Genomic DNA, 18,315 nt, shown 5'->3' with positions numbered 1-18,315 from the left:
CGGCAGTAGGGAACAATAATGATAAAGTTTGAGCAGGTAAGCAAAACCTACCCTGGCGGCCAGCGCGCCTTAAGTAAGGTGAATTTCCATATCGCCCCAGGGGAAATGGCCTTTCTAACGGGCCACTCTGGTGCGGGTAAAAGCACGTTGCTCAAACTTATCAGTATTATGGAGCGACCTACTGTAGGTAGAGTGCTTATTAATGGGCATGATCTAAACAGTATTACTCGCCGTGACATTGCTTATATCCGTCGTGATATCGGCATGATTTTTCAAAGTCATCAGCTGCTTATGGATAAAACAGTTTTTGACAATGTTGCATTGCCGTTAGTTATTGAAGGGTATACTCACAAAGAAATACGCAAGCGTGTTGAAGCTGCACTTGAAATGGTGGGTCTACGAGACAAGGTCAGATGCTTGCCTATTACGCTTTCTGGTGGTGAGCAACAGCGCGTTGGCATAGCTCGAGCCGTTGTGAATAAACCTCCTTTGTTATTGGCCGACGAACCAACTGGTAACCTTGACCCTAAACTGTCGATGGAAATCATTCGCCTTTTTGAAGATTTCAATCAAGCCGGTGTGTCAGTGCTTATTGCCACTCACGATTTAGGACTCATTGCTCGTATGCGCTACCGCACGCTAACGCTTAAGAATGGACAAATGATTACCGATGGATTGACCGAAGAGTTAGACACCACTGTCGATGGAGACTGGTCATGAGTATTTTGTTCAAAGGCCGAGCCCAAGGTGCTTCATCGTCAAAGGTTGGATTACTGCAAACCATTGTGATGTTTTTTGTGAGCCATGTCAGACAAGCGCTTTCAAGCCTAGGTGAATTATGGCGACAGCCCATGGCATCGCTCATGACCATAGGTGTTTTGGGACTAAGTATCACATTGCCAAGCACCTTGTATATTATGGTCAAAAACACCGAAAAAATTACCGCAGGGTGGGACCAGGCATCGGAGATATCCTTGTTTCTAAAGCCCAATGTGTCGGCGACTAGTTCACAACAACTGGTTGCTCGGCTCAACACCTGGTCGGAAATCGACAGTGTGGTATACATTCCAGCTGATGACGCATTAAAAGAGTTTCAGCATTTATCAGGACTCGGTGATGCCATTGCCTACCTAGAAAAAAATCCGCTACCCGATGTCGTACTGGTTACACCAAATGAAAAACACGCGTCGCCTACCGCAGCGCAAGCATTGTTAGATAAATTAAGGCAACAGCGAGAAGTTGATATAGGTAAGCTAGATATTGAGTGGCTTGAGCGTCTCTATGCGGTCATTGATATCGCCAGAGACTTGGTCACGTTAATTGGTCTATTGTTATTTATTGCAGTGGTACTAATTATCGGTAACACCATTCGCCTTAATATCCTCAATAAGTATGATGAAATCGTCGTAATGAAATTGGTTGGCGCGACAGATGCATTTATCCATCGTCCGTTTTTGTACACGGGCTTTTGGTATGGGCTGCTTGGTGGCTTAATGGCCTGGTTTGCGGTGATCATTATTTTATGGTGGATGGATAGCAGTATTACAACATTTGCTTCTATGTATCAAAAAGAGTTCAACATCACAGGGTTAACCGGAAGTGCGTTACTGACTATGTTGGGGTTATCTATATTACTCGGATTGTTAGGCTCTCTGATTTCAGTGCAGCGTCACGTGCGACAAATTGAGCCCAAATAATTTTCGAACACAGAATTTTAGGAAATATAATTTAAGTAGATATAGCTTAAAAAACAGCGTAATTAAAAAAGGCCCTTGTAGGGCCTTTTTCCGTTTTATAACAAATGCTAAGCAATCGCGCGGGGGTAATGTGATGAAATGGCACTTCTTACGCCGTTACCCCATACAATGGCCTGATTGTACAAAACGTGAAGCTGCTTTTGGTCAATATCCAATAGCTTTGCTTGCTTGATAACATTCATCCAAAGGGCACTTTCAAAAGCTCTTACTAATGTCATGTAACTATTTAATTCAACATTCTTACCCAGCAAGGCGTCGTTTACCTCTTCTGATAGTGGAAGCTGCTTTAGTATGTCTGTCATTGATTGGTCGAGCAGACCTTCTAGCAATGAAAACAAACCAACCAAAAATGAAATAGGCGGGTTGTTTTTGAGTCCCCGGCGTTCAGCAAGCAAGTCGAAGAACTTGGCGCGAACCAAAGACATATGGATAATTTCAAGCGGCTTTTCGTCACCTAAATTCGTTAGGCTTAGTAGCGCGATAAACTTCTTAATTTCTACTTCTCCCATGTAATTCAATGCATGGCGAAGTGAAGTGATTTTGTATCGCTTATTGATAGTTGGGTTATTGATAAACTTCAGCAGTAAAAAGCTTAATGTTGCATCGCGCTCAATAATTTGACTGATGCGGGCAATGTCAAAGTCAGCATTAGCGCTTTCGCCCATCAAGTCCACGACATTCATTTTCGATGCTGGCAATTGTCGAAGAATTCGCGCTTCTGGCTGAGAGAAAAAATACCCTTGGAAGAAGTCAAAGCCTAAGTCAACGCACGTTGAAAAATTGTCCTGAGTGTTAACTTGCTCAGCGACCAATTGTACATTGGCATCGTGATAACGGGGGATCTGCTTCTCAATGGTCTCAAAGCGACCCTTTGTAACGTCAACTTTAACGATATCAATAAGTGGAAAAATGTCGTGTTTTGAGCCCACCATCATAGGATCGTCAATGGCCAGCTTAAACCCCAATTGCTTTATGTGCTGACACGCTTCAAACAAACCACTACTTGTGTCGGTAGGGTCAGCAAGCTCTACCACGACAGAGTCGGGGTTCAAATTTGTAGGGAAGCGAGAAATAAGTGTGTCTGAAGAAAATGTGATGAATGACTTTTTCTCACCACAGATGTCGTCTAAACCCAGAGGGTGAAACTGCTCGGTAATAAACTTCGATTTTTCTTCGCTATGCTCTGGATAAGATCCACTCTTACCGTCGCGAAAAAGCAGTTCGTATGCAAAAACACTTTTGCTTTTATCTAATATGGGCTGACGGGCAATAAACGCGAACATAATTCTTTCCTGATTCAACATGGTAGCGCGTGCCTAATAAGATTTGATTGCCTATCCTTTGGCGCCAAACCGGCTCAAACGCATTACTTAACTCTATGAGCCTGCTTAAAAAATAGCAGCTCTTTTTGTAGTCTAAGATATGTAAACGCAAACTAACAACTATTGTTGTTATTAATTCTACTCATTATTGTCGTTAAGCGCTGCGTTGTGCATATGTTTCGCCCATTTTATTGCTTCATTGTAGTAGCTATGAAGTAGGCTTTGTTTTATATCGTACTTTCCTGCAAACTGCTGAATACCAGCCCATTTTGCGCGTTCGAAGTACTGCGACAGTGTGAGGCAGTTGCGCAGCAAACCCGGTTTTCCACACAAAGCATCTTTTACCTCATCGCTTATTGGCACTTTACTCACCAGATCTTCAATACTTTGTTCCATCATGGCATCAAGTAGCGATAGTAATCCGGTCAAAAAGCCTGTCATTGGGTCGTCATTGCTATGAATTTTGGTGTACACCAATTCACAAAATTTAGCGCGAACCAGTGCCATTTGCATGAGTTCGGTTGGTTGACCATCATTCAAATTCGCAAGCGCAAGCAACGAAATAAACTTCTTCACTTCTAGCTCGCCCATAAAGGTTAAAGCGTGTTTAAGCGAAGTGATCTTGTGACGTTTGTTGACTAAGGGGTTATTGATAAAGCGCAGTAGCAAATAGGTTAATGATGGATCGCGCTCAATAATTTTGTTCACTTCATCAAAGTTGAGTTTGCTTTGACTACTCAATGTCATTAGCTGCATCATTGTTAAGCTGCTCGGGCCTAGCTTTCGATGCCGAACAATTTCTGGTCGAGCTAAAAAATAACCCTGAAAATAGTCAAAACCCATTTCTTTGAACTTTCGAAACTCTTCGTAGGTTTCGATTCGCTCAGCGACGAGTTTTATTTTTTTCGATTTAAAGCGTTCTACAAGGGCGGGAATTTTGTCGTGAGGGATTTCTGTAATATCGATTTTGACAACGCTAGTGAAAGGGATGAAGTCCTCCCATTTCCCTTTCATATCATAGTCGTCTAGTGCAATCGGGTAACCTAACCCTCTGATGTGCTTGCATGCCGCGACAAGTGCATCATCCACCTCAACTGTCTCGACCACTTCTATGACGACTTTGCTTGCATCAAGCGATGTGGGAAAGCGAAACATGAGGGTGTCACGGTGAAAATTAATAAACGCCTTCTTATCACCTGTGATTTCTTCTATACCCAAACTCAGGTGAGTGGAGGTAAGAATTTTCGACGTTGCCTCATCAGGAGGAATATCAGGGAAGCAGTTTTCTTCGCCAATTCTAAAAAGTAATTCGTAGGCGTAAACTTCGCGATTTACATCGAATATAGGTTGTCTAGCGACATAAGCAAACATCAAATCCCTCTTTGCTGCATGAATGGCATCCCTTATACATCGACTTATTTTTTATAGTTTGTGTCTAAAGAAAAGCGCTGCAGCGGTAGTAGTGCAAAAAATCGATTACATCAATCTATTATTTTCAGTTTCCATTGCGAAAAGCAAGACATATCATGTGTTGCAACAAATCAAATAGCCTAATTGATACTAATTGATACTAATTGATAAGTTAAGCGAGCGAATACGGCAGTTTTCATCACGCTGAGATTAGCGGTAAACAAAAATTTATTCGCGTCCGTATAATACTACTGTAATAAAAAGTCGTATTATTAAGTTCCACTCTCGCACTTTATAAGCGTTCTTGTGACCAAGTTAGTTTATAGGTGGGAGTATCTACAGAAATTTGAACTTTTTTTCTACATGTAGGTCTTGATATTGTGTGAAAAGTCACTATACCTACATATCGGTTAGACTTCATATCTTAATTAGGTCTCGCGCGGCTTCAGTTACTTTGCTAATATGAAGCGGCAATAAATGAGGTGAACAATGAGCAATAATTTGCAATCTATGGCCCTGTCAGTGCCACACAGCGGTAGCATCGAAGGCTACATTCAAGCTGTAAGCAGCATTGATATGCTTAGCGCTGAGGAAGAGCGCGAGTTGGCAGTGCGCCTTCGCGAAGACGAAGACTTACAAGCCGCTCGAAAGCTAGTAATGTCACATCTTCGTTTTGTTGTGCACATTGCAAAGTCTTATTCAGGTTACGGCTTGCCACAAGCTGATCTAATTCAAGAAGGTAATATCGGTCTGATGAAAGCCGTTAAGCGTTTTGACCCTACAGTGGGCGTTCGCTTGGTTTCTTTTGCGGTACATTGGATTAAAGCCGAAATTCACGAGTTTGTACTTAAAAACTGGCGAATCGTTAAAGTCGCGACCACGAAGGCACAGCGTAAGTTGTTCTTTAATTTACGTAAAGCGAAGAAACGTCTTGGCTGGTTTACGCATGATGAAGTACAGACGGTTGCTGACGAATTGGGTGTGAGTACAAAAGAAGTGCTTCAAATGGAAGCGCGTATGAGCAGCCAAGACCAAGCGTTTGATTTAACGGCAGATGAAGACGAAACGGGTAATTTTGCACCTGTTCAATACTTAGAAGATAAATCTTCTGACGTAGAAACTGATGTTATCAACAACGATTGGGATAAAGCCGCAAGTAAGCGCCTATATTCAGCCATTAAAACGCTTGATGAGCGCAGTCAAGATATCATCGAGACGCGTTGGTTGGCAGATAACAAGATTACGCTGCAAGACTTAGCTGACAAGTACCAAGTGTCTGCAGAGCGCGTTCGTCAAATTGAAAAGAATGCGATGAAGAAGCTGCAAGCAGCAATGGTTGCGTAAAGCTAATTTTGAGATACAAAAAAGCGCCTGAACGGCGCTTTTTTATTATCTGTTGAATCTGTCTTAAATAGCGTTGAGCTGACTACCACAGCTATTAAGCCTGGATTTAACGCTCACTCTTCTTCGTTCTTGGACGGGGGAAGTACCCAAAATACACCTTCAAACTCCGCAACAGGGTTATCTCCATCAAGGATCGCCACACTCAGCTCAAAGCGTGCTTTATGGTTCTTCTCTAAAGGCTTAAACTTCCCTGACAGCGTTTCGATATTGCAGATTGCACGTGGCTTCATGGTAATGGGTTTGTGATAGTGAATGTCACCGTCGCCAAGCACGATGTCACCGTCTAACCCGCGCTCTTTTAACTGCAGGTAAATCATGCCCCATCCCGTAAGGGTGGCCAATGAAAAAATACTGCCAGCAAACATAGTACCGTGAATATTGATGTTTTTATTCAGTGAAGCGCGGGTCTCTAAGGTTCTGCCAGTATACTGATAAAGCTTAATACCCATGTGCTCAGTGATAGGTATAGTTTCTGTCCACGTATCTTGTAGCGTCTTACACCATTTAGGGTGCAGCACAAGGGTGTTGTTTTCAGAAAACTTCTTCACCATTTGCTGACGTTTAAGCATACCCAATTCGTTAGGCGCTTCTCTCTCAATCTCAAAGCCACAGGCACTGAAAAAATCGATAGAGATTTCTCGGCTATTGGTTACTGCGCGAATTGCCCCTAAGTCTTTAGCGACGTTCTCAAGTGCTGCCATCATCATTTGCCCTAACCCTTTTCTAAGATGTTCGGGGTGTACGGCAATATGGCGAATTTGCGCTTCTTCAGCCGTGTTTAAATGCACGCGACCGCAGGCAACAATGTCGCCGTTACGGTTAGTAATAATGCGGTGTTCGGCAACTTGTTCATATTCATCTTTTTCCGACCCAGGAGGGAAGTTCCAAGGCTGGCGTAAATGCTCCCAGCGAAAATGAAAGTAAGCGTCAAACTCGGCATCGCTCTTTGGCGTTACAACCTTGTACACAATAAACCGACCTTTTTGTAAAAGTGAATTGCTATTTAAACGTAACCGTTATCTTGGCACAAGTTTAAATATGTAAGCAGAAATACGTTGAAGCAATGGTGTAACACTATCGTGAGTTACACCTGAAAATGAAATGTCACGGGTCCATCGTTGATAAGGCCCACTTGCATATCAGCACCAAATTGCCCTGAAGCAACGCGCATTCCTTTTTTATTGAGTGCTTCGATGAACTTATGATAAATCGCCTCGCCATGCTGTGGAGTGGCGCCCCTGGAAAAGCCTGGACGGTTGCCTTTTTGAGTATCGGCAACTAGCGTAAACTGCGACACAACTAAAATTTCACCATCAATTTGCTCGACATTTAAGTTCATCTTACCGTCTTCATCACTAAACATGCGATAACGGCATAATTTGTTAGCGAGCTTTTCAATTTGCGCGTCGCCATCGTCTTTTTCAACACCAAGTAACACCAGCATGCCTTTACCAATTTCACCCACAATTTCGCCGGCTACTGTGACATTAGCTTGTGAAACGCGTTGGATTAGTCCTATCACTTCTTTGACTCCCGAAGAAAACGCGACATATCACGGGTTGCTCTGCACAAAGCGTACCCAATACTGGGCTCAGATGTGCTGTGTCCCGCATCTGGAATAATCTGCAATTGACTTTGAGGCCATGCTTTGTGAAGCATTTCTGCGGCTTCTGTCTTGCAGATCATGTCGTATCGACCGTGAATTATAGTGGCGGGAATATGGCGTATTTTGTCTATATTATCAAGGATATAGTTCTCGGGGATAAAGCATTTATTTGAAAGGAAATGGCATTCTAGCGTCGCTAGGCAGGTGACTAACTGCATGGGATACTGAGAAGTACAATCGCCAACGCCAGGCGGTAGCGTAATACGCGATAGACGTTCTTCCCATTGATACCACCGTTTTAGTGCGGCATGACGCAACACTTCATTGTTTGAATGCACGGCTTGGCTGTAGAAATCGCAAACCGCGGCGGTAGTGATAGGCTCTGGAATATCTTTAGTGAATTTCCTGTAGTACTCAGGGAACAGTTGTGCTGCGCAACCTTGAGGAGAAAGAAACCAATCTCTATCTTGCTGTCTTGCCAGAAATACACCGCGTAATATTAACCCTGTCACCTTTTGAGGATATTTAATCGCATAAAGCAACGCTAGGGTAGAGCCCCACGACCCACCAAACAGCAATAGCTGAGAAATGCCTAAGTGCTCGCGCAATACATTAATATCGTTGACGTTGTTTGCCGTGTCGTTATTTGATGTTGAGGCTAAAGGGGTAGAGCGGCCACAGCCACGCTGCTCGTAGCCTATAATGCGATACTTGTTGCTGTCGAAAAAACACTTATAGTTGGGTGGCAGACCTGCACCGGGTCCACCGTGAACAAACAATACAGGTATCCCGTTAGGGTTACCACTTTGCTCGAAGTAGAGCGAGTGCCCGCTTCCTACGTCTATAAATCCATTTTGATAGCAGGTGACATCGGGGTAAAGTCGTTTCATTTTGTTTCTGCGCGTTGTGCGAGTGCCTGTTTTAGTTTAATTTATCATTATAAAGACTTACGCGAGCTTACCGCTTTCACCTTCCTAACGCTGAATCTTGTTGGTTGTTTCACAAAAAGATAAACGCTAGAAAAAGTGTTATGCGTACTAGCTAATCACATTATAGTCATAAATGCGAGGATGTTTATATGGCAGGTCAAGGATCAGGTGGTAACGTTATTGCCGCTATCTGTAATTTTTTTATCCCTGGTTTAGGGCATTTAGTACAAGGCCGCATTTTAGGGGCGTTGTTTTACTTCGTTGCGGTAGGTGTGTCTTATGCACTTGCGGCCACCGTGGTGTTAGCCGTTGTATTTTGGCCCCTAGGTGTCATTTTACATTTGATTTGTATTATCAGCGCAGCGCGCTACAAAGGTGGAGATTAGCTTAATGAAACTCATAGCATCAGTCTTTGTGGCAATGGTCGCCCTTAGCGGCTGTCAGTCTGCTTACTATGCGGCATGGGAAAAGGTTGGCGTAGAAAAGCGCGATATCTTAGTAGACCGTGTTGAAAATGCCAAAGAGTCACAAGAAGACGCGCAAGAGCAGTTTAGTTCTGCACTTGAAGCATTTAGTGCTGCGGTTGCCTTTGATGGCGGTGAACTTGAAGATGTATATGACCGTTTAAACGGCCAGTACGAAGATAGTGTAGCGGCTGCCGAAGAGGTGAGTGCTCGTATCGATAAGGTGGAAAGTGTTGCCGAAGCGCTCTTCGATGAATGGCAGGAAGAGTTAGAAAAGTACCAAAATGCATCGCTTAAGCGTGATAGTGCTGCGAAGTTGCGTGAAACGCAGCGTCGTTATAAGTCGCTCATGAGCGCTATGCGAAATGCTGAAAGCAAAATGCCGCCAGTATTAACGGCCTTACAAGACAATGTGTTGTATTTAAAACACAACCTAAATGCGAGTGCAATTGGTGCACTGCAAGGTGAATTATCGACTATTGAGAACAATGTTGCTCAGCTTATTCGCCAAATGAACTCAGCCATTGCCGAGTCTGATGCGTTTATTGCGTCAATGAAAAACTAATAGCAGATCTATGTGGAAAGGGAGCAGTAGCTCCCTTTTTTGTGCGTAATTCACGCGCTAGATAGCTTCTATCCTCACACCTATTCTTGAGGGACCTTTCTGGGCTCGTGTTCCGCTTTTCTATTCTCAAATGCTTCACCCAAACTACACGTGAATTCGGCACCAAATAGCACGATGATCCACGACAAATAAACCCAGAAAAACAAGATGGGTATAACCGCAAGTGCACCGTAAATTAACTCATAAGAGGGAAAGTTGGTGACGTAAAGTGCAAAACCTGACTTTGTCATTTCAAATGCGATAGTGGCAACTAACGCACCCGCGAAGGCGTGGCGCGCAAATACCCGTCTGTTTGGCACTACCATATACAAAATAGCGAACGCGATCATGGCGGCGCCGCTAGGCACTAAACTGAGCAAGAAAGTGCCAAGGCCTGGTGTATATTCTTCGGTGAATGCAGCAAGCCCTGTTAGATATGAACTTACGATAACACTCGAGCCAATAAGCATGGGGCCAAGCGTTATAACCATCCAATAAATCGCAAAGGTATAGATGATGGGTCTGTCACTTTGCGTACGCCAGATTCGATTAAGGGTTTTATCGACATTTGAAATAAGCAAAAGTGCAACGACGAGCAGTGACAAAATACCAATGGCACTCATTTGTGACGCATTTCCCACAAAGTCAGTCATGTATTTGTGAACAACATCACTTGCGGTTGGCACAAAGTTACTAAAAATAAAGTGCTCGAGCTTGCTGCGTACCGATGCGAATGCGGGAAACGCTGACATTATGGTAAACGTCACCATTATAAAAGGGACAAGAGAGAGTAAAGTGACATAAGCCAAATGCCCAGCGGACACCGCAATATTGTCTTCTTTGCAGCGCTTAATAAAGATATCAAAGAGATCTTTGACCTGCGGGGCAACATCCCTATATATGGCTTTTACCCTGTCTAAATCCACGCTAGCTCTCCTGACAACACTCAATGACTTAAGATAAGAATAAGGTGCACCTTAGCGCACCTTATGAAATGTTAACTGTGAGAAGACGTTGTAGCAAAACTTTTGTGTAAAAAGCTATTTATCCGTTTCCGCGCACTCCAAGCATGTGACAAATGGCATAGCTCAACTCACTGCGATTAAGCGTGTAGAAGTGAAAATGTTTAACGCCTTCTTTTGCCAACACTTTAACTTGGTCCATGGCAATGTTGGCACCAATAAGGTTACGTGTTGCTTGGTCGTCCTCATCTAATCCGTCGAACATTTTATGTAGCCAACCTGGTACATGCACATTGGTAAACCCGGCAAACTTCACCAAAGTTTGGTAATTGGTAACAGGCAATATACCTGGCACTAGGTCTAGGTCTACACCTGCTGCGGCGGCACGGTCCCTAAAGCGTAAGAATACGCTGGTATCAAAAAAGAACTGTGAAATGGCTTCAGTGGCACCCGCTTCAGCTTTGCGCTTCAAATTCAGTAGGTCGAATTGAGCGTTAGGTGCTTCAGGGTGTTTTTCAGGATACGCTGCAACTGAAATGTCAAAATCAGCCACGTCTTTTAGCAAGGCGACTAAGTCTGACGCGTACATTTCTGTTTTATCGACACCCGGTGGTAAGTCACCACGCAGGGCAACAATACGGCGAATGCCTGAGTCCCAGTAATCTTGTGCAATTTGCTTTAATTCTTCACGGCTTGCATCAACACAGGTTAAATGCGGCACAGCAGCTACGCCTGTTTGTTGTTGAATGCGCTTTACCACATCGTGTGTTCTATCGCGCTCGCCACTGTTTGCACCATAGGTTACTGACATATAACTTGGTTTTAGCGGCGCAAGACGCTCAACTGATTTCCAGAGTGTTTTTTCCATGGCTTCGGTTTTCGGTGGGAAAAACTCAAAAGACACATCAATATCACGCAGCTCTGATAGTGACTGATTTAATGCATCGATACCCTGTGCGTAAGAAACCATGGCTTATTCTCTCAAAATAGTAATCATATAGACGTTTAGACGTCTAAATTAAAGAATATATGTCTAGACGTCAAGAGGTTTACACTGCTCAATTGACCTTTTCGTGAACTTGTTTAGAATTTCTATTCATAACATAAATAAGAGTAGACCGAGTTAGTACAATGGCAGAATGGAACGGTAAATATATTCACCCCTACGCAGAGCATGGTAAAAAGAGCGAACAGGTTAAGAAAGTCACTGTTTCTATACCCATTAATGTGCTTAAAGCGTTGACAGACGAACGCACTCGTCGGCAGATAAACAATTTACGACACGCAACCAATTCAGAGTTGCTGTGCGAAGCATTTCTACATGCATTTACAGGGCAACCCCTGCCCAATGATGATGATTTGAAAAAAGACAATCCTAATCGCGTGCCGGCAGAAGCTAGACGTATTATGGAAGAGATGGGTATTGACCCTAGTTTCGAGAATGACGTGACAGAAGACGCGTAAGCGAATACTCAACAATTGTTGGCCATAGATAATGAAAAACGGCGCTTAAGATAAGCGCCGTTTTTATTAGAGTACGAGTAAATTGTTATTCAGCATTTGGTGTTTGCACGATGCGCGCTACACCAGACTCAATTGCGGCTTTTGATACCGCAGACGCGATACGTTCACACAAGCGAGGGTCCATAGGCTTCGGGATAATATAGTCCTTACCAAACGTTAAACTCTCACTTTTACTTGCCGCAAGTACTTCTGCTGGCACTTCTTCTTTAGTGATAGCGCGCAGCGCTTCAACCGCGGCCACTTTCATCTCATCGTTAATGGCTTTAGCACGCACATCCAGTGCACCACGGAAGATGAATGGGAAGCACAGTACGTTGTTTACCTGGTTCGGGTAGTCCGAACGGCCAGTGGCCATAATTAAGTCTTTGCGTACTTCGTGCGCAAGTTCAGGCTTTATTTCAGGGTCTGGGTTTGAACAAGCAAACACAATTGGGTTTTCAGCCATTAATGCTAACGTTTCTGGAGGCAGTACATCTGGACCAGAAACGCCTACAAATATATCAGCGCCTTCCATTACGTCTTCAAGGGTGCGCTTGTCGGTATTATTTGCAAAGAGCTTTTTATGTTCGGTTAAATCCTCGCGACGAGTGTGAATAACCCCTTTTCTATCGAGCATGTAAATACGCTCGCGCTGCGCGCCGCACTTAATAAGCAGCTCCATGCATGCAACAGCCGCTGCGCCTGCGCCCATACATACAATCTTGGCGCTCTCTATCGACTTACCTTGAATTTCAAGGGCATTAAGCATACCCGCTGCGGTAACAATAGCTGTTCCGTGTTGATCGTCATGGAACACAGGGATATTACAGCGCTTGATAAGTTCTTGTTCTATTTCAAAACATTCTGGTGCTTTGATATCTTCTAAGTTGATACCGCCAAACGTGTCTGCAATGTTGGCTACCGTATTAATAAACTCTTCGGTAGTTCTGTGCTTAACTTCAATATCAATGGCATCGAGTCCAGCGAAGCGTTTAAACAAAAGCGCTTTACCTTCCATTACAGGTTTAGATGCTAAAGGTCCAAGATTACCCAGTCCTAAAATAGCAGTACCGTTACTAATAACAGCAACCATATTGCCTTTCGCTGTATACTTATAGGCATTATCAGGATCTTCAGCTATTTCTCTGACAGGCTCGGCAACGCCGGGACTATAGGCGAGTGCAAGATCGTCAACGCTATCAGCCGGGGTAGAAAGCTCCACGCGAATTTTTCCCGGCGTGGGTTTAGCATGGTAATCAAGTGCGCGTTGTCTAAAATCTGACATGTAAAATGGTATCCTTAGATGTAGGGTTCATCGGTGTCTTCGCTCACGCCTTGTACGCATTTTTATCGTTGTTATTGTTAATGTTACAGCAAGGGTTACACGACGTTTTTGTTAGAATTAATCCAGCCTTAGCTGATGCACAGGCAATAGTAAGGTATTATTCACAAAATTAATACTCACTATATCGCTTGTTGATCGCAACTCTAACACAGCCTTTCACTGTGTACATATCTGATCAGAATTCTCATGTACCAATGTAGGTGACGCGTACTTATTAGACCAGTAATATAGCGCTATAATTGCCATTCATATGATTTATTAATGGCATCGACCTCATACGTATACTGTATTTTTAAATGTGGGGGAGGTGGGTAACAAAAACAGTTTGATGCAGTTGGCTGTAATTGTTCAGGAGAAATATTTGTGACTGATAGAAAGCTTGTTAACGTGCTTACCGATGTGTGCGAAGCGGCCAAGAAAGACGGTGTCGGCTTTGTGTGGCTTACCCACACTGGACACTGGCGTGCGCCTCATGTCGTTGCGGTGTTTCAAACTGAGTCGCAGCGCAACGCGGCAATTACCTCGCAGTGGAATATGGACTTTATAAACAGTGTGAATATTGCTTTAGAGAGTATTAAGTCTCAGGCTGCTTCAATACGTTTTGATAGCGAGGAAAAATGTAAACGGTTGAGCGGTGGTAATTGGGACAGGCATTTGCAAACTCATCACTTGCATTAATGTCTAGGCAATAAAAAAGCGCCATATAGGCGCTTTTTTAATATCGATACCGATAAAGGTCATGGGCTTATTTTTTGCCCAATGCACCGAAACGCTTCTTGAAGCGATCAACACGACCACCAGTATCAACGTTACGTTGCTTACCAGTGTAGAATGGGTGACAAGAAGAACATACGTCTAGGTTGATGTCTTTACCCATTGTTGAACGGATTTTCATTACGTTACCGCAAGAGCAAGTTGCAGTGATTTCAGCGTAGTCTGGGTGGATACCTTGTTTCATGGGATTACCTCACATAATAAGGCCGTATCGCTATACAACCCGAAGTTGCACACCATACGTAACTTTATATTCAAATGATAAGTCGTTCAAAGAACAGCCTATCGCAAAAGAGCGGCGCATAATAAAGGAAGGCCGTGTATTGATCAAGCGGTTTTTGTATGGCGAATGAGCAGGGCAACCTGTATCATCAGCGGTTGCTTGCAACACGTGTTTCAAAAGGCTGACAAAAATCCACTATGGCATTTATTCAAGTCGCAGTACCTGCGCCATTAAGACAACTATTCACTTACACGCATATCGCATCACTAGATAAAGGCGTGCGGGTGATGGTGCCCTTTGGGCCACGTAAACTCGTTGGTGTGGTTGTAGGTACAGTGCAAGAAGCGCATGTGGAAAATGTTGAAAAATTAAAGCCTATTGAAGATGTCATTGATGATAAGCCCATCATTGATGATGTACTGCTTAAAATGGCGCAGTGGCTATGGCAATACTATCATCACGCGCCGGGCGAAGTATTACATGCCATGCTACCGGTACTGTTGCGAAAAGGTGAATCTCCAGACCCTACAGCACAGGAAATGTTGGTATTAAGCGAACAAGGGCGTGCTGAGAGTGCAGATACACTATCCCGAGCCCCTAAGCAAAAAGCATGTTTTGAAGCGCTTCTAAAGTCTCAACTACACGCTTCTCAAGCTAGAAAGTTATATGGCGCGCCCGCGGTAAAGGCACTAATTGATAAAGGAATGGTGACGCTTGCTGCCATGGTTCCCACCTTCATCGAGCATGGATGGCTTTCTACACTGCACATAGGTGAGAAGCCTGTGCCTGATACCGAACAGTCGGTTGCTATTGCGGCGCTCAATCGTCAGCACGGCAGTTTTGCTGTTAGCTTACTTGAAGGTGTGACCGGAAGTGGTAAAACGGAAGTGTACTTGCAGGCCATTGAGCCATTGTTAAAAGAGGGCAAGCAAGTACTCATACTGGTGCCAGAAATTGGGTTGACCCCGCAAACGGTTGCGCGTTTTGAAAAACGTTTTGGTATTGAAGTGGGCGTATTGCATTCACAAGTACCTGATAAAGCGCGTTTGCATGTTTGGCAGCGCGCAAGAGCGGGCGAACTGGGTATTATTATAGGTACGCGGTCTGCCATTTTTACGCCGCTTAAACACCCAGGCATGATCATTGTAGACGAAGAGCATGATGAATCGTTTAAGCAGCAGGATGGTCTGCGCTATCACGCCCGCGACCTTGCAGCGATGCGTGCAAAACAGCATAACATACCGTTATTGTTAGGCAGTGCAACACCAGCGCTTGAAACCCTCAATAATGCGCTTAGTAATCGCTACGCACATCTTCAGCTAACGAAACGAGCAGGTGGTGCATCAAGTACGCATCAACATGTGCTTGATGCGCGCGACCAACCCATTCATTACGGCATTTCGCAAGGTCTACTTACCATTATGCGTCAGCACATAACAACGGGAAACCAAGTGTTGGTGTTTGTAAACAGGCGAGGCTATGCCCCAGCAATGCTTTGTCACCATTGCGGTGAGACGGTAATGTGTAAGCGATGCGACAGGCCCTATACTGTGCACAAGGCGCAGAATCGTTTGCAGTGCCACCACTGTAGCAGCACTCGCGCAATGCCAAATAATTGCGAAGCGTGTCATAGCAGTGAGCTAGTCACTGCAGGTACGGGCACAGAGCAGGTTGAGCAAGGTTTAGCCTCACTGTTTCCTGGGGTAAAACAAGTACGCATAGACAGCGATACTGTTCGGGGCAAAGATAAACTTCATCAAACGCTAGACGCGATAAACAAGCGCGAGTACCAACTATTAATAGGTACTCAAATCTTGTCTAAAGGACATCACTTTCCTCACGTTACTTTGGTGGCTGTGCTTGATTGTGATGGCGCTTTATTTAGCGCAGATTTTCGTGCGCCTGAAAAACTTGCGCAGTTAGTAACCCAGCTGGCGGGTAGAGCAGGGCGTGCCAGTAAACCGGGAGAAATGTGGTTACAGACCCATAACCCTCAACATCCGTTACTGCAAGACTTGGTGCACAATGGTTACGGGCATTTCGCGCGTCATGCATTGATGGAGCGTAAAGCGGCTAGGCTGCCGCCTTTTATCAGCCAGTTTGTTATTCGAGCGGAAGCAACTGACAGCGCATTGGCGTATCGTTTCTTGCAAGACAGCAAAGCGATTTTCTCACAACAGCACGCAATTGAAATGAATGGTCCGTTTCCTTGCTTAATTGAGAAACGACAAGGGCGTTTTCGATTTATGTTGGTGTGCAGCCATGAAAAACGCGCGCCACTGCACAGTGCATTAAGACTCGCGCTGCCCTTTTTACAGGCGTTGCCACAGGCGACGAAAGTACGCTGGTCAGTTGATATCGATCCAACTGATTTCAGTTAGCTTGTTGCGCAGCAATGCGATAGAATTTTTATCAGCGATAGTGCGCATCGCTTGTATAGCTAACTTCGTTTTACATTATTTTAATTGGTATACGACGTTTCTTACGACAACGAAAAACGATAACAAGTAGGAATTTTGCCAACTATGGCCCAACGCGATTATGTCTCTCGTGGACGCTCTACACAAAAAAAGAAACCTGCAAGCCAAGGTAAAAAAACTGCGGCTAACGCACAGATGAATTCGTCTGCTTCTCCCAAACTACCTATTATCCGTTTAGTTGGCGTGTTTGCGCTTGTTATTGGTTTTGGCGCATTCTTATGGTCTATCAAAGACAATGTGGAAGAAGACGTTGATACACAAGCAGCTCGCCCTGTTGCACCTACAGAAGAAGCTCTGCCAGAGTTACCTGAAGAAGAATGGGAATACATTAAAACCCTACCTGGCTACGAGGTGGAGGTTGAAGTAAAAGAGCAAGAAAAGTCAGACAAACGCTACTTAATGCAGTGCGCATCATTTAGAACCCGTGCACAGGCTGAAGAAATGAAAGCGAAAATTGCGTTTCAAGGGTTAGAAGCGCTAATACGTCACAGTACAGGAAGCAATGGCGATTGGTTTAGAGTGATATTAGGTCCGTTTGAATCTAAACGTGACGCTGAAAAAGCAAAACATAGCCTGCGCAAAGTGAATATAGCAACTTGCCAGATTTGGTACTGGAATTTATAGGTCACTGTTCACCTAAATAAGCCGGCAGAAACGCCCCCCAAAGCAAAAAGGACTAGCAAGAAGGAATAATAAAAAGGACGTAAAAATGAATAGCCGTACGCACAATGCCGGCAGTGTCGAGCAAGGTCCTGACTATTCGCGTTATAGTGTAGAGGACCTTGAAGATGTGCTGGAGAATATCGATCAACGCACTTATCCAGACCGTTACGCGGCGGCGCAAGCTGCACTTGCACAAAAGAAATCATCCGCAGAAATGCATAAGGGCGAACAGATTGAAGGTGAGGATAGCGACAAACCTCTAGTCAAGCCAAAATGGTCAGAGCGACATGTTGTTGCTCGATGCTGTGACATCGTAATGCTTGTGTTATTCCTCGGGCCAATAATGACGCTTTTCGCCGACTTTAGTGTGGCAAATCGTTGGCTGGATAACTCCTCGTGGGCAATATATACACTAACCCTATTGGTAGGGTGGCTGTGGTACACCTCGCTTTATGTCGATAAGCTGAAACTGCAGCATTTAAATAGCAGTGTGCGCGGTAAAATATCCATAGTGACAATGCCCTTACTAGGTGCGCTCTTGAGTTTATTCTTAGTGGATGATACGTTGCCCTATGTACTACACAGCGTTTCTACTTCTCATGTGGCAGAGCATAAAGTGAAGTATCGAAAAGGTGATGCTGCAAAGCATTGTCGCTACAAAGTGCTACTTGAAGATACCAAAACACTGTCTCATGACAGACTGTGCCTAGCCGCAGAAGAATTCAAACGCTTGCCTCGAAAAGGTACGTTAGTGCTAAAAGGTGCCGAAAGCGCTTACGGGTTTACTATTGAATCTTATCAACTTTCATATCGTTAATTGACGTTGTGAACTGTTATTCCCAGCTCTTTAGTCGCAGCTCTTTAGTCCT

The 18,315-nt window shown here is 44.2% G+C and carries 19 protein-coding genes; 10 read left to right on the top strand and 9 right to left on the bottom strand.

Annotation, left to right across the window (positions count from 1 at the left end):
* The first annotated feature begins 18 nt into the window (after positions 1–18).
* Both ftsE and ftsX read left to right on the top strand, forming a co-directional pair.
* Positions 19–720, top strand: a complete 702-nt coding sequence (gene ftsE, locus OZ660_RS17505; protein WP_202262662.1) for a cell division ATP-binding protein FtsE — start codon at positions 19–21, stop codon at positions 718–720.
* Positions 717–1,697, top strand: coding sequence for a permease-like cell division protein FtsX (ftsX, locus tag OZ660_RS17500; protein ID WP_159627569.1), 981 nt, complete (start codon positions 717–719; stop codon positions 1,695–1,697). Before ftsE ends, ftsX begins: the two co-directional genes overlap by 4 nt.
* 107 nt (positions 1,698–1,804) lie before the next feature.
* Here the strand turns inward: ftsX and OZ660_RS17495 are convergent, their stop codons facing one another.
* Together OZ660_RS17495 and OZ660_RS17490 are read right to left on the bottom strand one after the other, a co-directional pair.
* A complete protein-coding gene (locus OZ660_RS17495; protein WP_202262661.1) occupies positions 1,805–3,040 on the bottom strand; it encodes an EAL and HDOD domain-containing protein in 1,236 nt (411 codons plus the stop codon).
* 177 nt (positions 3,041–3,217) lie between these two features.
* Complete coding sequence (locus tag OZ660_RS17490; protein ID WP_274741817.1) at positions 3,218–4,450, bottom strand: EAL and HDOD domain-containing protein; 1,233 nt, start codon at positions 4,448–4,450, stop codon at positions 3,218–3,220.
* Between the two features lie 528 nt (positions 4,451–4,978).
* On the opposite strand from OZ660_RS17490, the gene rpoH reads away from it, so the two are divergent.
* A complete protein-coding gene (gene rpoH / locus OZ660_RS17485; protein ID WP_159627563.1) occupies positions 4,979–5,833 on the top strand; it encodes an RNA polymerase sigma factor RpoH in 855 nt (284 codons plus the stop codon).
* A gap of 113 nt (positions 5,834–5,946) precedes the next feature.
* Here the strand turns inward: rpoH and OZ660_RS17480 are convergent, their stop codons facing one another.
* From OZ660_RS17480 to pip, 3 genes are all read right to left on the bottom strand, one after another.
* Entirely contained in the window at positions 5,947–6,861 is a 915-nt protein-coding gene (locus OZ660_RS17480; RefSeq protein ID WP_159627561.1) for a bifunctional GNAT family N-acetyltransferase/hotdog fold thioesterase, read from the bottom strand.
* Between the two features lie 116 nt (positions 6,862–6,977).
* Entirely contained in the window at positions 6,978–7,415 is a 438-nt protein-coding gene (gene dtd / locus OZ660_RS17475) for a D-aminoacyl-tRNA deacylase (protein WP_274741816.1), read from the bottom strand.
* Positions 7,412–8,389: a prolyl aminopeptidase gene (gene pip, locus OZ660_RS17470; protein WP_274741815.1), complete on the bottom strand. Its 978-nt coding sequence runs from the start codon at positions 8,387–8,389 to the stop codon at positions 7,412–7,414. The genes dtd and pip overlap by 4 nt, the downstream gene beginning before the upstream one ends.
* A gap of 188 nt (positions 8,390–8,577) precedes the next feature.
* Between pip and OZ660_RS17465 the strand changes: the two genes are divergently transcribed.
* Positions 8,578–8,814, top strand: coding sequence for a hypothetical protein (locus tag OZ660_RS17465; protein WP_159627555.1), 237 nt, complete (start codon positions 8,578–8,580; stop codon positions 8,812–8,814).
* A gap of 4 nt (positions 8,815–8,818) precedes the next feature.
* Positions 8,819–9,457 (top strand): DUF2959 domain-containing protein, encoded by a 639-nt coding sequence (locus OZ660_RS17460; protein WP_159627553.1) that lies wholly within the window; start codon positions 8,819–8,821, stop codon positions 9,455–9,457.
* Positions 9,458–9,537: 80 nt separating this feature from the next.
* Here OZ660_RS17460 and OZ660_RS17455 read toward each other — a convergent pair whose 3' ends face one another.
* A complete protein-coding gene (locus OZ660_RS17455) occupies positions 9,538–10,422 on the bottom strand; it encodes a virulence factor BrkB family protein (RefSeq protein ID WP_202262656.1) in 885 nt (294 codons plus the stop codon).
* 118 nt (positions 10,423–10,540) lie between these two features.
* Positions 10,541–11,428 carry a methylenetetrahydrofolate reductase gene (metF, locus tag OZ660_RS17450; protein ID WP_159627549.1) on the bottom strand — a complete coding sequence of 296 codons (888 nt, stop codon included), beginning with the start codon at positions 11,426–11,428 and terminating at the stop codon, positions 10,541–10,543.
* A gap of 161 nt (positions 11,429–11,589) precedes the next feature.
* Here metF and metJ point away from each other — a divergent pair, with 161 nt between their 5' ends.
* Positions 11,590–11,922, top strand: a complete 333-nt coding sequence (gene metJ / locus OZ660_RS17445; RefSeq protein WP_274741814.1) for a met regulon transcriptional regulator MetJ — start codon at positions 11,590–11,592, stop codon at positions 11,920–11,922.
* A gap of 85 nt (positions 11,923–12,007) precedes the next feature.
* Here the strand turns inward: metJ and OZ660_RS17440 are convergent, their stop codons facing one another.
* Positions 12,008–13,246, bottom strand: coding sequence for a malic enzyme-like NAD(P)-binding protein (locus OZ660_RS17440; protein WP_159627545.1), 1,239 nt, complete (start codon positions 13,244–13,246; stop codon positions 12,008–12,010).
* A 423-nt stretch (positions 13,247–13,669) separates the two neighbouring features.
* Here OZ660_RS17440 and OZ660_RS17435 point away from each other — a divergent pair, with 423 nt between their 5' ends.
* Positions 13,670–13,984, top strand: coding sequence for a hypothetical protein (locus tag OZ660_RS17435; RefSeq protein ID WP_274741813.1), 315 nt, complete (start codon positions 13,670–13,672; stop codon positions 13,982–13,984).
* Between the two features lie 67 nt (positions 13,985–14,051).
* Here the strand turns inward: OZ660_RS17435 and rpmE are convergent, their stop codons facing one another.
* Complete coding sequence (gene rpmE, locus OZ660_RS17430) at positions 14,052–14,264, bottom strand: 50S ribosomal protein L31 (protein WP_071816133.1); 213 nt, start codon at positions 14,262–14,264, stop codon at positions 14,052–14,054.
* A 236-nt stretch (positions 14,265–14,500) separates the two neighbouring features.
* Between rpmE and priA the strand changes: the two genes are divergently transcribed.
* From priA to OZ660_RS17415, 3 genes are all read left to right on the top strand, one after another.
* On the top strand, positions 14,501–16,684 hold the full coding sequence (gene priA, locus OZ660_RS17425) for a primosomal protein N' (protein WP_274741812.1): 2,184 nt from the start codon (positions 14,501–14,503) through the stop codon (positions 16,682–16,684).
* 144 nt (positions 16,685–16,828) lie between these two features.
* Positions 16,829–17,407, top strand: a complete 579-nt coding sequence (locus tag OZ660_RS17420) for an SPOR domain-containing protein (RefSeq protein ID WP_274741811.1) — start codon at positions 16,829–16,831, stop codon at positions 17,405–17,407.
* Positions 17,408–17,492: 85 nt separating this feature from the next.
* Positions 17,493–18,263, top strand: coding sequence for a hypothetical protein (locus OZ660_RS17415; RefSeq protein ID WP_274741810.1), 771 nt, complete (start codon positions 17,493–17,495; stop codon positions 18,261–18,263).
* Positions 18,264–18,315 lie beyond the last annotated feature (52 nt).

Origin of the sequence: Alteromonas sp. 009811495, from assembly GCF_028865455.1 — a bacterium.
Lineage (GTDB): Bacteria > Pseudomonadota > Gammaproteobacteria > Enterobacterales > Alteromonadaceae > Alteromonas.
Note: the sequence above shows the minus strand (reverse complement) of the source record. Positions and strands in the feature narration are given on the sequence as shown.

What these genes read in the sequence shown, in the direction of transcription:
- ftsE (WP_202262662.1), top strand. Translation starts at nt 19, where the DNA reads ATGATAAAGTTTGAGCAGGTAAGCAAAACCTACCCTGGCGGCCAGCGC.
- ftsX (WP_159627569.1), top strand. Translation starts at nt 717, where the DNA reads ATGAGTATTTTGTTCAAAGGCCGAGCCCAAGGTGCTTCATCGTCAAAG.
- OZ660_RS17495 (WP_202262661.1), bottom strand. Translation starts at nt 3,040, where the DNA reads ATGTTCGCGTTTATTGCCCGTCAGCCCATATTAGATAAAAGCAAAAGT.
- OZ660_RS17490 (WP_274741817.1), bottom strand. Translation starts at nt 4,450, where the DNA reads ATGTTTGCTTATGTCGCTAGACAACCTATATTCGATGTAAATCGCGAA.
- rpoH (WP_159627563.1), top strand. Translation starts at nt 4,979, where the DNA reads ATGAGCAATAATTTGCAATCTATGGCCCTGTCAGTGCCACACAGCGGT.
- pip (WP_274741815.1), bottom strand. Translation starts at nt 8,389, where the DNA reads ATGAAACGACTTTACCCCGATGTCACCTGCTATCAAAATGGATTTATA.
- OZ660_RS17465 (WP_159627555.1), top strand. Translation starts at nt 8,578, where the DNA reads ATGGCAGGTCAAGGATCAGGTGGTAACGTTATTGCCGCTATCTGTAAT.
- OZ660_RS17460 (WP_159627553.1), top strand. Translation starts at nt 8,819, where the DNA reads ATGAAACTCATAGCATCAGTCTTTGTGGCAATGGTCGCCCTTAGCGGC.
- metF (WP_159627549.1), bottom strand. Translation starts at nt 11,428, where the DNA reads ATGGTTTCTTACGCACAGGGTATCGATGCATTAAATCAGTCACTATCA.
- metJ (WP_274741814.1), top strand. Translation starts at nt 11,590, where the DNA reads ATGGCAGAATGGAACGGTAAATATATTCACCCCTACGCAGAGCATGGT.
- OZ660_RS17440 (WP_159627545.1), bottom strand. Translation starts at nt 13,246, where the DNA reads ATGTCAGATTTTAGACAACGCGCACTTGATTACCATGCTAAACCCACG.
- rpmE (WP_071816133.1), bottom strand. Translation starts at nt 14,264, where the DNA reads ATGAAACAAGGTATCCACCCAGACTACGCTGAAATCACTGCAACTTGC.
- priA (WP_274741812.1), top strand. Translation starts at nt 14,501, where the DNA reads ATGGCATTTATTCAAGTCGCAGTACCTGCGCCATTAAGACAACTATTC.
- OZ660_RS17420 (WP_274741811.1), top strand. Translation starts at nt 16,829, where the DNA reads ATGGCCCAACGCGATTATGTCTCTCGTGGACGCTCTACACAAAAAAAG.
- OZ660_RS17415 (WP_274741810.1), top strand. Translation starts at nt 17,493, where the DNA reads ATGAATAGCCGTACGCACAATGCCGGCAGTGTCGAGCAAGGTCCTGAC.